General features: G+C 42.2%; 10 protein-coding genes. 2 read left to right on the top strand and 8 right to left on the bottom strand.

What is annotated here, in order from left to right; all coding sequences use genetic code 11:
* The first annotated feature begins 248 nt into the window (after positions 1-248).
* On the top strand, positions 249-1,892 hold the full coding sequence (locus tag SIO70_RS06665; RefSeq protein ID WP_320580167.1) for a 7TM diverse intracellular signaling domain-containing protein: 1,644 nt from the start codon (positions 249-251) through the stop codon (positions 1,890-1,892).
* A gap of 340 nt (positions 1,893-2,232) precedes the next feature.
* On the opposite strand, the gene SIO70_RS06660 is transcribed toward SIO70_RS06665, so the two are convergent.
* The 8 genes from SIO70_RS06660 to SIO70_RS06625 all read right to left on the bottom strand — a co-directional run bounded on the left by SIO70_RS06660 (position 2,233) and on the right by SIO70_RS06625 (position 13,167).
* Positions 2,233-3,519, bottom strand: coding sequence for a cytochrome c (locus SIO70_RS06660; protein ID WP_320580165.1), 1,287 nt, complete (start codon positions 3,517-3,519; stop codon positions 2,233-2,235).
* Positions 3,516-4,037, bottom strand: a complete 522-nt coding sequence (locus tag SIO70_RS06655) for a redoxin family protein (RefSeq protein ID WP_320580164.1) — start codon at positions 4,035-4,037, stop codon at positions 3,516-3,518. Before SIO70_RS06655 ends, SIO70_RS06660 begins: the two co-directional genes overlap by 4 nt.
* Positions 4,038-4,092: 55 nt before the next feature.
* On the bottom strand, positions 4,093-5,784 hold the full coding sequence (locus SIO70_RS06650) for a SusD/RagB family nutrient-binding outer membrane lipoprotein (protein WP_320580163.1): 1,692 nt from the start codon (positions 5,782-5,784) through the stop codon (positions 4,093-4,095).
* Positions 5,785-5,807: 23 nt separating this feature from the next.
* A complete protein-coding gene (locus tag SIO70_RS06645; protein ID WP_320580162.1) occupies positions 5,808-9,437 on the bottom strand; it encodes a SusC/RagA family TonB-linked outer membrane protein in 3,630 nt (1,209 codons plus the stop codon).
* Positions 9,438-9,645: 208 nt separating this feature from the next.
* Positions 9,646-10,770, bottom strand: coding sequence for a FecR family protein (locus tag SIO70_RS06640; protein ID WP_320580161.1), 1,125 nt, complete (start codon positions 10,768-10,770; stop codon positions 9,646-9,648).
* A 97-nt stretch (positions 10,771-10,867) separates the two neighbouring features.
* Positions 10,868-11,485: an RNA polymerase sigma factor gene (locus tag SIO70_RS06635; protein WP_320580160.1), complete on the bottom strand. Its 618-nt coding sequence runs from the start codon at positions 11,483-11,485 to the stop codon at positions 10,868-10,870.
* Between the two features lie 157 nt (positions 11,486-11,642).
* Complete coding sequence (locus SIO70_RS06630; RefSeq protein WP_320580159.1) at positions 11,643-12,680, bottom strand: aldo/keto reductase; 1,038 nt, start codon at positions 12,678-12,680, stop codon at positions 11,643-11,645.
* A 196-nt stretch (positions 12,681-12,876) separates the two neighbouring features.
* Positions 12,877-13,167, bottom strand: a complete 291-nt coding sequence (locus SIO70_RS06625) for a hypothetical protein (RefSeq protein WP_143708894.1) — start codon at positions 13,165-13,167, stop codon at positions 12,877-12,879.
* A gap of 159 nt (positions 13,168-13,326) precedes the next feature.
* On the opposite strand from SIO70_RS06625, the gene SIO70_RS06620 reads away from it, so the two are divergent.
* Complete coding sequence (locus SIO70_RS06620) at positions 13,327-13,626, top strand: hypothetical protein (protein WP_320580158.1); 300 nt, start codon at positions 13,327-13,329, stop codon at positions 13,624-13,626.
* Positions 13,627-13,628: the final 2 nt, after the last annotated feature.

Here is a 13,628-nt window from a genome sequence, read left to right as displayed (position 1 = left end):
GTGCAAACAGAGAATCTATTTCGTATTGCCAATTTCTACATTACTTATCTCATCTGCCCCTTCTTTTGTTGTACCTGTTATCGTTCTTGTTGTGTCGTTGGTTGATTTTGCCTGTTTAGGATACTGATGGCACGAGAAAAAATACAGGTATAAAGAAAAATACGAACTATTTAACACTCACAATATACAACTTCTATCATTTTGCTTTTTCGCTGATTATCATCTACCTTTCCCGCTATTCGATAATTATGCCATCGGGAGTCGCCAATCATTTCAGTCCTATACTATTACTGTTCGTTACGTTGGGGGTACGCGCACAATCTAAAATACACTATCTGAACAATGAACCGGTACTGGAAATCAGCACTGATTCTGCTCAGTTTATAGTGGGGAACCCCTATCCCAACAAAGAAAAATACCGGTTCTCGCTCTCCGAGCCCCTGAACTATACATTATATATAGACGGAAAAGCATACAAGGCAGGCCCTGCCATTCCTTCACGCCAGCGGAAAAGAGGGGAAATACACCTTACTTTCAATGGCAATGCGACTACTACCCTGTACCTGCGACCAGATTTTGCCGAAATACAGCGCTATGGATACAAGGTTCATCCCGTGATCCGGCTTGAAAAAGAGATCGCCGCCGCCAGTCGGGATCACCTCATGTATATTTCCTGGATCGTCACCATTTCCCTGTTGGCCTGTTTTGCAGCTTATAATTTATATACCTGGTTTCAACTGCACGACCGTGTAAATATCTGGTACCTGCTGGTACAGCTGGGGGCGATGATATTTGTTACCTCCTTCAAGCATTTCACCACCCGGTTACTTCCCCTTTCTTACTATCATCTCAGGGTCATGCCGGATGGTACGGTGTATATGTATGACCTGAACTCGCTCTTTTTACATGTTGGTTGCACCATCATCTTTACAGGGTTCATTCAGCTAACCCGCTCCTACCTGCGAACCAAAGAGCTGTTACCAACATACGACAGGATGCTTCGTTATCTGCTGGTCGGGTACATAATTTTTGAGGTAGTTCCGTGTATCACCACGATTTCAGGCTGGTTTTACATGGACAATTATACCCTGGTATATGATGACATCTTCATCTGTATACTTTCTCTAAGTTTATTGATTACCAGCGTAGTAGCTTACAAGAAACGCATACGGGGCGCCAGTGTGTTCATGCTGGCGAATCTGCTGCCGATTATTTTTTCCACCGGACTGGCCGTGTCTTTCATAATTAATTCTACTCCTGATTATAGTAAAAATAGCTCTCTGCTGCCGGAAATCGCCATCATTTCCCAGATCATTACCTTCACGATGGTCCTGGTGAGCCGGATCAAGACCATTCATGAGGAACTGGATGCCAAAGGATATGAAATAGCGAAACTTGAAACGGACATTGCTCAAAGTAAACACCATCACTGGCTCATAGAAAAGGAAAATGAACAGATCTCCCTGGCCATGCAGGCAGAAAAAGACAGAAACGATCTATTGCAGCAAAAACTGGATAACAATAACCGGGAGTTGGTTAGTAATAGTCTTTACATCTATCAGAAAAATAAACTGCTGGATGACCTGAAGAAACAAATCCACGACATCGACGAATTATACCCGGGTATAAAATCAATCAAATCGTCATTGCGGGAACATAAATTCCTGGATGCCGAATGGGATAAATTCAGGTTGCATTTTGAACAGGTACACCCTGGTTTCTTCGAAAAACTGAAGTCTCAACACCCCAATCTCACCAATAATGAGTTGAGATTATATGCTTATTTCCACATCAATTTGTCAACAAAAGAGATTGCTACCCTGCTAAACATTGAAGCTGCGAGTGTGCGGCAGGCAAAGGCAAGATTGAATAAGAAATTGAAAACCAATTAATAAAACATACTACACAACTACAAATTAATACCTTGTATACACTTTGTAGACGCTCATTTTATACAGGTTTGCGTGTTTTATCCTTTCTTTACCCTGCAATAGCATATCAGCATAACGGCCTATTAGTCCTGTAGTGAAATTAATCCCCTTTCTTCACTGCGAAGAAAGAATTGTTCGTAAGCGCATTCATACTTGTGGCCCCAACAATACTTCGAGATAAGCCCTCTTTTAAATTTCTATCAAAGCGTGATGAATGGATAACGCTATTAGCCCCATCCCAACCCCTGGTGACTGGCTGGAAAAGGAATCTTTTCTGGTCAGTCAGGGGATTGATCACCGATCACAATGTAATGTTTTCATCCCCCGGCTCATATGGCACATAGATCATCATAAGGGTAAACATTTCCTCATTGGCCCGCATATCTCCACTTGACATCACCAGCTTAGGCGGATGATTTGGGTTCACAGGGTTGCCCGTCGTATTATCATAAATTCCAATCATATGAATGATAGCACCTGCAGGTATTTTCACCAGGTGCTGCATACGATACAATTCCTGCCAGCGGAAATCCCAGGCAGGGATATGTACCAATGGAATGGTATCACGATCCGGCGTCACTGCGTAAGCCACAAACTCCTTACCTAACAAATGCATATGTGGCCATACATACATAACAGACTGCGTCTCCTGTGTTTTTACCTTCAGGGTATAGGTACTAACCTGATTGGGAAAGATTACAAACCTGGGTTGAATGTCTCTTTCGGCTATACCACCGGATCCAAGGCTGATGATCTGGACCTTACGCTGTACAGGTCCTTTCTTATAAAATAACTTTACCCCTACTGTAGATACTTCATCTGCTGCTATTGCCGCATAGTGTACAGTTAATAATACGACACCGCGCTTAGGCAGTACCCATCCGAACTGCTTAGGGTAAAATTCTTCGGTCGTGCCGGGTATCCACCCGGAATAGTACACCATATTTTGCTTTAATGGTCCGAACCTTTTTACTTCCAGGCCGGCGGTATCAATATCTGCTTCAACAAAGGAAGGAGCTACAGAGATGTCTTTGCCGGCATCTGCCACGGCATAAAAACCATAATTGATATGGTGAATGACTTTCTTGTTATTTGTGTATAATTCGAGTCGCTCAATATTGGCAGTATCTTTCAGTTCAAAAGGCACTTTGAATATCACAAATCTCTCCTGGTTATCGCCTTTTACGATATAGGGTTTATCTGCTTTCAGGATCAGGTCAGGAGCTGTGGCATTCACATCTACAACTTTTGCCGGCGCCACTGTTTTCCCTTTTGGCGCATTATTACTAATCCAGTTCAGAATAGTATTCTTTTCTTCCGGTGTCAGGATACGGTTATTGGCATAATCCCGATAGTGCACATCTGCTTTGAATGGGGGCATGTAACCGGTATTGATCACTTCTTTGATAAACGAAATTCTTCTCTTTACCTCTTCATAAGTGGCTAATGAAAACGGTGCTGAACCACCTGTATGGTGACACCCCACACACCTTGTTGCAAAAACAGGTTGTACATCTGTATATGTCTGTGCCAGCAACAGGCGTGCGGGCAATAATATCACCATCAATAAAATTAGTGCTCTCATCATTTATCATTAATAAAACATCCCACTGGTTTGGTAACCGTTGGATATACGGTTTTCCCGGCAATAGTATTTGTAATTGCATCTTCAAGGTAATGTTCTGTTGCAGTGCTGGTTTTTGTTTGTCCCAAACCAGTTGCCCAGTTGTCAATTGCTCCCTGATACAACACTTTCCCCTTTTTATTCAGGAGACATACTTCCGGTGTTACAGATGCATGCAGATGCTTACCCAATTTGTTTTTTCTATCGGTTAACAATGGAAAAAAGACCTTATATTTCTTTTGAAATGCAGTGTAATCCTTTTGGGTATACCAATGGCCTGGAAAGACGCCGACCACAGTAACTGTGTTGGCATATTTCCGGCTCAGTTCATTCAATGGTTTAGTATAATTCCTGCACAACGGGCATTCTGGCGATAGCCATACAATGGCCACCATAGGTGTATGTACCTGTTTTAGAAATTGCTGCACACGCTGCGCTACTGCAAAATTACAGATCAATAAAAGGAAAACTAACACCCTCATACATCACTTAATTTAAAAAAACCGGTGGCTATGAATGTAGCCACCGGTAGCATTATTAATTAGCAGTATCCCACCATACCCGACCTGTAATGTCATCTGGTGTACTGAAACCAGCATCTTTCGTCATCTCCTCGATTGCATTTAACCTGTTAGTATAGTTCAGATCAGATATTGAAGGATAACTAACAATAAAGCGTCTTGGCATTGTCTTCGTATCACCATCTACTACTACAGTCTCTCTATTAAGTATACTGCTTGTCATAGAAGGATAACCAGTACGTTTGATGGTTGCCCATGCTTCGTTCTGATTTTTGAAACAGTTCAGATATTCCTGAATGCAGATTTGTTCCAATGCATTGGCAGCATCATATGCCACGCCAGTTTGAGAAAGATATGTTGCAATCTCAGTAGCACTCAGGGTAGTATAGTCGCTCAGGGAAGCATTACTCCCCATTTCATCATACGCCTTGATAGACGCTTCTATACCTGCAGTATACAGGCTTGACGCATCTTCACTGGTGATCCCTCTTACCGCCAGCTCTGCGCGCATAAAGCAAACATCAGCATAAGTAACAACAGGGAATGTAATATGCGCCTTGGTTTCAGGATTGTAAAATAATCTATCCTGGACATTAGACACCCATCTATCTGCGGTGGTTACGCCTTTATAGCTATAAGAAATGTCTGAAAAATAATAGCTGTAAGCAGATACTGAAGAAGCAGATGGATTTGCAAACTGCCCTCTATACAGCTGTCCATCCCATGTCAATGTAGCAGGCAGTTTACCCTGGGCCTTTGCAGAATCAAATTTATCTTTTGTAAAATCAGATTTCTGGAAGAAAATCCTGATACGAGGATCTGATGTAGCAGACATAAAATCAATCAGGTTTTTAGAACCAGATACATCTCCATTACTTTGAGGGTTGTAATTGCCACCAGATGCGAAGTTAATACCCCCTACAAACTGCCAGTTCTCTTCATTAGAGCTGATCAATCCCCCATCATCTGAAAGGATATCAGCCACCAGGGTCTTCATTTTATCAGCATCCCTGTTTAAAAGGCGCATGGCTAATCTTAAACGCAAGCTGTTTGCCGCTCTGATCCATTTCTTTTCATCACCACCATATACCACATCAGCCGTACCCAGATTTACCTGCTCAACAGAAGGAGTGGATTTTAATACCTGCACAACACTATCCAGTTTTACCTGCAGGTTAGAAAACAATTCCTCCTGTGTATCATAAGCAGGTGTGAGTAACCCGGTATACCTTGCCTGGAATGCCTGGGAGTATGCAATGCTACCCTGTACATCAGATACATAAGCTGCATAATAAGCCAGCGGAATGTAGGTTATGGCATGCAGATAGGTATACTTCTCACGCTGCTCACCTGTCATTTTTTCGATCAGTTTTTGCACATCCACCAGCTGATTTCCTACATTATTATAAAAATTGCTATACCGCTGATTCAGGTTACCAGAACCATCATATACTGTAGAAGAGGCTCCATTTAATGTTACAAAGGACTGTGTCCAGTAGTACATTGCCCTGTTATGATCGTAATAATACTCGAAACTACTATTATTGATGGCTAATAAAGCAGAAGTAAATTCTGTCTCTGGATTTATACTTAACAGATCATCCGGATCAGTATTCATTTCTGCAAACTTTTCGCGGCTGCATCCGATATACAAAGCCGGTACAAGCAGCAACAGGAATATATATTTTAGTTTATTCGTCATGTTCATCTTTAACAAGTTTACTTTTAAAATTAGAAGCTACCCCAGATCTGAAAACCTATATTTCGGATATAAGGCATAGCAGATACTTCCTGGAATGCATCAGATCCGCTGCTGTTCAGGTTGTCCGGATTGATATGGTCTTTGGCACTGTTATACAGGTACATCAGGTTGTTGCCAATAATGGAAAGACGCATTCCATTCATTTTAAACTTACTGGCTACCTTAGCCGGCATATCGTAAGTAAGACTTACCTGCTGCAGAGATACCCAGGAAGAAGTAAACATTGAAGATTCACGGATACCATTCCCCCAGCTATGCGTGTTCTGATAATAGGCGAAAGCACTTGTTGGATTGATCCATCCATTGGCATATACGTCTTTCATCGTCATTCCGGAGATGTCATGTGAGTTACCATCCAGGCCGGTGATCACAGTACCATCTTTGTACACACCATCGATGATCATACCATTCTCCTGATCCACACCAGACGAGTTGGTATATTTTAAACCACCCAGTTTAGCATTTCTGTTGGGAATAGTGCTCTTCATACTACCCAGCCAGCTACCCAGATCGTGTGTAAAGGAATATACCTTACCACCGAACTTGCTGTCAAGTACAAAACCTAACTGCCAGTTTTTGTAGTTAAAGTTATTGCGCCAGTTACCCAGGAAATCAGGGGTGATATTACCTACTGCCGGGCTTTTGGAGGTGCCATCAGCATAGTTTTGTGCTCTTACATAGTAAGAAGAACTCTTAGCACCGGAAGTAGTAATTACATGTTTCCCATTGTTTTCACTATGTTTCCCATCAGGGCTGTTGTACAGTGCATATCCATAGTTAGCGATGATGGTACCATAGTCGCCACCTTTTTTAGCTATCACAGAGAATCCATCTCCGCTACCCAGTGTTACATAGTCTAATCCATATGGCAAGGTCAATACTTTATTTCTGTTGCGGGTATAGTTAAAGTAGGTATCCCATGAGAAATTCTTTGTCTTAACAGGTGTAGCATTAATTCGTACTTCCCATCCACGGTTACGTACCTTTCCACCATTGATCAGGGTAGCGTTTACACCTGATTCAACAGGGGCAGAGAAACTAATGATCTGTGCTTTGCTGTCCTGGTTGTAAAAAGTAATATCAGCACCCAGTCTGTTTTTGAAAAGTTTCAGTTCAAGGCCTGTTTCAAACTTGTTAGAGCGGGTAGGTAATAATGTCTGGTTAGGCAATGTATTGGAAGAATAACTATAGTTTGCCACGTTATCACCTACTGCATTTACATAGGGTGTATTAGCAGAATAAGCACCGGTATTCGCTTTATAGTTAGATGTACCTCCACCTACGCTTGCATAAGACACACGAAACTTTCCATAATCGAATGCTGCCGGCAGCTTGAACATATCTGTGAAGATCCAGGAGATATCAGCACCAGGATAGAAGTAGGAATAGTTACCATGGCCATCATTGTAAACCAGTGTTGAATTCCAGTCATTCCTGCCGTAGAGGTTTAAGTAAAGATATTGTTTATAGCCGAGTGTAGCCTGTGCAAATGCAGAGCTGGTCTGATATTGGTTAGGTGCACCTTCCGTAACATTTGGTGTGCCTGAAGAGTTGGAAAGGCGATAGATATCAGGCAGGATATAACCATTCATTTCAGCATACATATATTTCTGAATACCTCTATCTATTTCACCACCAGCCTGTGCGACCAGGCTCAGAGAGGATGTCAGGTCATTGGTATAAGTCAGATTAGACATGTAACGCTCTACTCTCTTGTTGGTACTGCTGGTAGAATATCCTGGATTGCCGAAGCCTTCATCTTTACCTCTTACTTTATTATCATATTCAGTACCAATGTAGTTCACATTTGCAAGGGCCTCCCATCTCAGATGGCTGGCTAAATCTGCTTTCAGATTCAGGCTTCCCCTGAAGTTATTTTCTACCTGCGTCATTCTGTTCTGGTAAATAGGATACCATACATACCATGTCAATCCACTTACGTCATTGTTATTTACACCACCGTTCGTTTTATCAATATAGTTATTCATCCAGTACTTCGTATCGTAGTTACGTGTACCGCCATATACAAAGTTCTTCATAGTACCATAGGTGCTACCCGTGTTAGCAGGGTTCAGGGCAGTGCTCTGTACATAAGTCATGTTTGCATCTACTGTCAGTACATTGGCAATCTTGGTAGTACCCCGGAAGGTGAGGTTATTTCTTTTCAAATCATTGTTGGGTGTCACACCTTCTGAATGCAGATTGGAATAAGATACTCTATACGTACCGAGTTCACTACCATTTGATAATCCTACGTTAAAGTTCCTGGTTATACCGGTGCGAAATGCATCCAGAATATTATGAGGACGTGGATTATTTTTAATGGTTTTACCGGTGATATCAATTACAGTCTGGCCTGTCATTTCAGGACCAAAATTGTAACCATAAGTATTAGGATTCACATTCAGATTGCCATCAGCGTCAGTAACGAAGTCACTCAGGCCATAACCTGACCCGAATTTATCCTGGAAATCTACGGTTTTATAGGGTGTGCTCGCATAGATATCAGCACTCACATTCACGCCCAGACCTTTTTGCTTAAACCCTTTTTTTGTTTTGATGAGAATCACGCCATTGGAAGCACGGCTACCATACAGTGCGGTAACAGCACCACCTTTCAGTACGGTGATAGATTCAATATCGTCCGGGTTGATGTCTTTCAGTATGTTACCCATATCCTGATCACTGCCTTTGTTAGGCATAATTACATCCTGGTCCATGATAATGTCATCCACTACTACCAGTGGCTGGTTGCCATAAGGGTCAAGAGAAGCACTTCCCCTGATCAGGAAACGTGTAGTACCCTGGGGGCCACCGGTACCTGATTGTACCTGTAACCCGGGCACCATACCCTGCAGCGCTGCGATCGGGTTGATGGGAGTTGCTTTCTGCACATCCAAACCAGATACGGTTACTGCACTATAACCCAGTTCACCTTTGTTACGGTCACCAAACCCGGTTACAACTACTTCATTCAGGGCACCTGTTTTGGACACCAGCACTATCTTGAGCGGTACGCCTGAATTTGCGACCACCTCCTTCTGCTCCATACCAACAAAAGAAAATACGAGGGTAGCTCCAGCTGGTGCATCCAGCTCAAAGCTACCATCAGGTTTGGTTGAAGTTCCTTTTTGTGCACCTTTTACACGTACAGATACACCTGGTAAAGGCGTACCTTTTTCATCCTTTACGATACCTGTGATTACCTGCCGGAATAGTATAACGGGATCAATTATTTTTTTAGGACTTAATACAATTGTATTGTCCTCAATTTTGTAAGTAATTGGCTGATCTTTCAAACAGACATACATTGCCTCATCAATGGAGGCATCCTTCAAGGAGACATTCACAAGATGTGCATTTTCAATTAAACGGGCATCGTACCAGAAGAGGTAACCTGTTTGTTCTTTAATAGTGTTCAACACATGTGTTAATGATACATTCCTGCCGGAAAAAGTAACCTTCTGAGAAAACCCTTTTGCATGAATCTGCAGGCAACTGGCCAATATCAGATAAATAGCAAGGCGCATAATTTTTAAGATTTCGGAAGACATAAAACGGCTGCCAGGCCAGGCTTTGCCGTGCATGGATAAATTCATACCTTGAGTCGGTTTTGGTTAAGAAAAATGACGATACATTAAGGCTATATGCATATAGCCAAACCAGGACTACCTGCCGGGATTGTTGTAGCAATCCCGGCTCACTAAATAGTAAGCTTACAAGAGTTTAGATAATAAGTTAATTCTTCATTTGATTACTGCTCATAATGATTTAGTTTTTGGTTTGATATTTAATAGATATAGACCGCTACGGAGTAATTGTTAGCGTATTTCTTTCAATTTTAAAATTTACCTGACTATAACTCAGGATTTTTAAATTGGTCGATAAACTAGCTCCCTTCTTAAGTTCACCTACGAATCGAAAATCAGGTATAGGACCTTCAAAATTGACGTCGATATCATACCAACGGGCCAATTGTCTCATAACATCTGGCAAATCTGCCTGGTTGAATTTAAAATAACCGTTTTTCCATGCAATTACGCTCTCAGTGTCTGTGGTGGATATCACATCAAGCTTGCCATCTTTTTGTAATTGTGTTTGTTGTCCAGGCTGTAATAATCTGGTTTGTCCTGTGGCTGAGACTTTTACTGCGCCAGTCATTAAAGTTGTCTGAACGCTCGTTTCATCTGGATAGGCCATCACATTGAAACTTGTGCCCAGTACTTCTATTTTCATGTCTGCAACCTTTACTATGAATGGTTTGGCTACATTTTGCTGTACATCAAAATAGGCTTCACCGGTTAGTTCCACTGTTCTGTTGTCCGAGTTAAACGCTGTCGGAAAGCGGAGTGACGATAGGGCATTGAGCCATACCTGTGACCCATCCGGCAATGTTATCTGGAACTGACCTCCACGTGGCGTGCTGATTTTATTATATAAAACTTCATTGCTATTGCCCTCAGGATTATAGGCTAATGTGCCACCTGCTACTTTTAAAATAGAAGTTCCGCCTTGTTTTGCAATCTGCTGGTTTCCCATACTATCCAATGCGATAGTAGAGCCATCTGCCAATGTCAGGATTGCCTTATCTCCGCCGGGCATGATATCATCTACCTGTTGCGTCAAGACCGCCTGTTTAGACTTGTAGAATGACCGCCATACATACCCTCCTCCTACTGCCAGTAGCAGAATAATCGCAGCAGCATGCCGTATCCAGCGCAAATTACTTTTCTTTACCACTAACAGCTGTTGCTTTTCTTCAGCCTGGAATATGGCAGTTGTAATGGATGCAATAGTGCTCATTGGCAACTCCATTTCTGGCACTGTCAGGTGAGCATGCTCTATTAACTGCCTGGCTTTCTCCTCATTTTCAGGTAGTCGCAACAGGTCGGTGAGTTCTTCTACTTCTTCTTTCGTAGCTTGCTCACTCATGCATCTTTGAAATAATTCTTCCAGGCGGTTAAATGAATCCATTATTAATAATGACGCTTTAAAAATAGGTTTGGGGGTATGACTTAAGAAAAAAATTTTACAGGATCAGCCAGATTATAATCATCAGAATGTCCAGGTTAGCCAGGCAAAATGCCCGGATGTTCTTCATTGCCTGTTCCAGGTTAGATTTCACTGTTTCCGGAGAGATGTTCATAGCTGCAGCGGCTGCATCTCTTTTCATCCCTTCTTTTTTAATAAGTATATAGGTTTGCTGCTGCCGCTCTGGTAACCGGCGGATAGCCTTCTCCAGTAAGCCGGCATATTCCCGGTCCTGTACGATGTCTTCTGTTGCATTCACCGCAGGTTGATGCGCTTCTATATCTGTTGCATGGATGCTTAAAACATCCCTTTGTTGTTGCCGGAGTGTGCTATAAATTATATTTGTTGAAACAGTATACAGAAAAGCCGGAAAGTTCACGACATCTACAAGCATTGCCCTTTTCAGCCAGATCTTCAAAAATACATCCTGCACAATCTCTTCCGAAAGGGGAACAGACCTTGTAAGCCTGTATGCTACGCTATACACAACTTTAGAGTATTGGGATACCAAAACTGCAAATGCAGTCTGATCACCTGCTGCGATGCGCTGGAAGAAGACAGTATCCAAATGTGTCCTCGTCTTGTCTTGGTTGAAACTGGTATCTGCCCCACCCATGCGATTAAATAATGTTAGTAACCGAATAAAAATACAAAAATCCGGTTATCATCAAAGAAATACCATTCGTCATTATTATAAAACGGGCAAAGCCCTTAGAAAAATGTTGAAGCATTTTTCTAAGGGCTTTGCAATCTTCTGTTATCAGAAAACGGCCTTAGTACAATTTCGGTGCTGCATTCAGCATTGGAAACTCCCGCTGGTGCCAGTAAGGATACACAGGTGGTACCTCGCTTACTTTATCCAGCCGCTTTACCTGATCTACGGTCAGGTTCCAGCCTACTGCTCCGAAATTCTGTTTCAGTTGTTCTTCATTCCTTGCACCAATGATGATATTGGAAACAGTCGGTCTTTGCAGCAACCAGTTGATGGCTACCTGCGCCACAGTTTTCTCTACTTCTTTTGCAATGGCTTCCAGCTCGTCGATGATGTTGTAAAACACTTCGTCAGTGATGGCGGATGCCGGAATGGGGCTACCCCCCTGCGCTACCCTTGAATCAGCAGGGGCAGGCTGGTTACGGCGGTATTTACCACTTAATCTGCCAGCTGCCAGCGGGCTCCATACGATGGTACCCACGTTCTGGTCGATACCCAGTGGCATCAGTTCCCACTCAAAATCCCTGTTTACCAGTGAATAGTAGGCCTGGTGTGCAATGTACTTAGACCAGCCATATCTTTCAGATATTGACAGTGATTTCATCAGGTGCCAGCCGGAGAAGTTAGAGCAGGCTATGTAACGCACCTTACCACTCTGTACCAGCGTATTCAGGGCATTCAGCGTTTCCTCTACCGGCGTATTGGCATCAAAGCCATGCAGGTGATACACATCGATATAATCTGTACCCAGTCTCTTCAAACTCGCTTCAGCGCTCTTGATTAGATTAAAACGGGAAGAACCATAATCATTCACCCCTTCACCCAACGGGAAAGTGGATTTTGTAGAAATCAGGACCTGATCGCGCAGGCCTTTCAGGGCTTTGCCCAGGATCTCTTCAGAGGTTCCTGCTGAATATACATTGGCAGTGTCAAAAAAATTGACACCCGCTTCTAAACAGATATCTACCAGGCGACGCGCTTCTTCTACCTGCGTGCTACCCCATGCTTTAAAAAACTCGTTGCCACCACCAAACGTCGCTGTCCCAAAACTCAATACGGGTACTCTTAATCCTGATCCTCCTAATTGTCTGTATTCCATAGTTTCAAAACTTTTATCTATACATAAAAGTAACTCCCTTGCATAGAAAAACCTGTTTACTATCTAGTTAAATAGTATCATAAAGAAATGAAATTCCTAAGCATTTCATAGCAACCCTGCACCATTAGGTATCAGCATAAAAAGAGCGTGTATCTTACTTTTGATACACGCTCTTTTACTGAATAATTATTGCTGACTATTCTTCGTCGTCTTCATCTTCATCACCCAATTCATCTTCATCCAGCCATTCCAGGTATGCATAATACCAGCTTTCCAGTTCATCCAGTAATTCTTCTTTTTTAGCCGGATCGTTCTTGAAGAAGTCTTCTACATTGTCTATTTCGTGAACGATATCAATGTATGCACTTTCTTCATCTTCTTCCACACGTTTAGCGAAGAAACGAGGCTGCTCTGTATGAAAGATATATTCGTTATCAGGATCCGTCACTGGATCATCAGCGATCATAAACTTGGGTAACTTAGCCATAGTGATTTTATTTTTTGATGATGTAAAACAAATGTATTGTAAATATATCATTCAACGAAAAGGCTTCCGTCACTACCAATCTAATCTATTATAGCCCAGCTCATCTGCTCATGTACTGGCACTAAAATTGGATTATAAGGTGTATAAAAATCTGATATTATGAAACTGAAAACCATACGTGCAGGTTTAGTGGCTATGACCATTACTGCCGCAGCATTACTTGGTAGCCATGTAACTATGGCCCAGGGTATAGACAGTACTGCAAAAAAAGTGGGGCACAAGACTGCTTCCATCGCTGTAAAAGGCGCCAGCAAGGTAACTGACAAAACATATAAAGGCAAAGAAGGTCCAGGCGGACAAACTGTGTTTATCGATAAAAAAGACAAGAAATACTATGTAGATGAAAAGGGTAAAAAAGTATACCTGAAACCATCTGAAATCAGGGACAAGAAAGATTAATT

This window comes from Chitinophaga sancti (assembly GCF_034087045.1).
Taxonomy (GTDB): domain Bacteria; phylum Bacteroidota; class Bacteroidia; order Chitinophagales; family Chitinophagaceae; genus Chitinophaga; species Chitinophaga sancti_B.
The sequence above is the reverse complement of the archived record's forward strand: the minus strand, read 5'-3'. Positions and strand labels throughout refer to the sequence as shown.

Coding starts and splice junctions, on each gene's coding strand:
- SIO70_RS06665 (WP_320580167.1), top strand. CDS start 249: ATGCCATCGGGAGTCGCCAATCATTTCAGTCCTATACTATTACTGTTC.
- SIO70_RS06660 (WP_320580165.1), bottom strand. CDS start 3,519: ATGATGAGAGCACTAATTTTATTGATGGTGATATTATTGCCCGCACGC.
- SIO70_RS06655 (WP_320580164.1), bottom strand. CDS start 4,037: ATGAGGGTGTTAGTTTTCCTTTTATTGATCTGTAATTTTGCAGTAGCG.
- SIO70_RS06650 (WP_320580163.1), bottom strand. CDS start 5,784: ATGAACATGACGAATAAACTAAAATATATATTCCTGTTGCTGCTTGTA.
- SIO70_RS06645 (WP_320580162.1), bottom strand. CDS start 9,437: ATGAATTTATCCATGCACGGCAAAGCCTGGCCTGGCAGCCGTTTTATG.
- SIO70_RS06640 (WP_320580161.1), bottom strand. CDS start 10,770: ATGAGTGAGCAAGCTACGAAAGAAGAAGTAGAAGAACTCACCGACCTG.
- SIO70_RS06635 (WP_320580160.1), bottom strand. CDS start 11,485: ATGGGTGGGGCAGATACCAGTTTCAACCAAGACAAGACGAGGACACAT.
- SIO70_RS06630 (WP_320580159.1), bottom strand. CDS start 12,680: ATGGAATACAGACAATTAGGAGGATCAGGATTAAGAGTACCCGTATTG.
- SIO70_RS06625 (WP_143708894.1), bottom strand. CDS start 13,167: ATGGCTAAGTTACCCAAGTTTATGATCGCTGATGATCCAGTGACGGAT.
- SIO70_RS06620 (WP_320580158.1), top strand. CDS start 13,327: ATGAAACTGAAAACCATACGTGCAGGTTTAGTGGCTATGACCATTACT.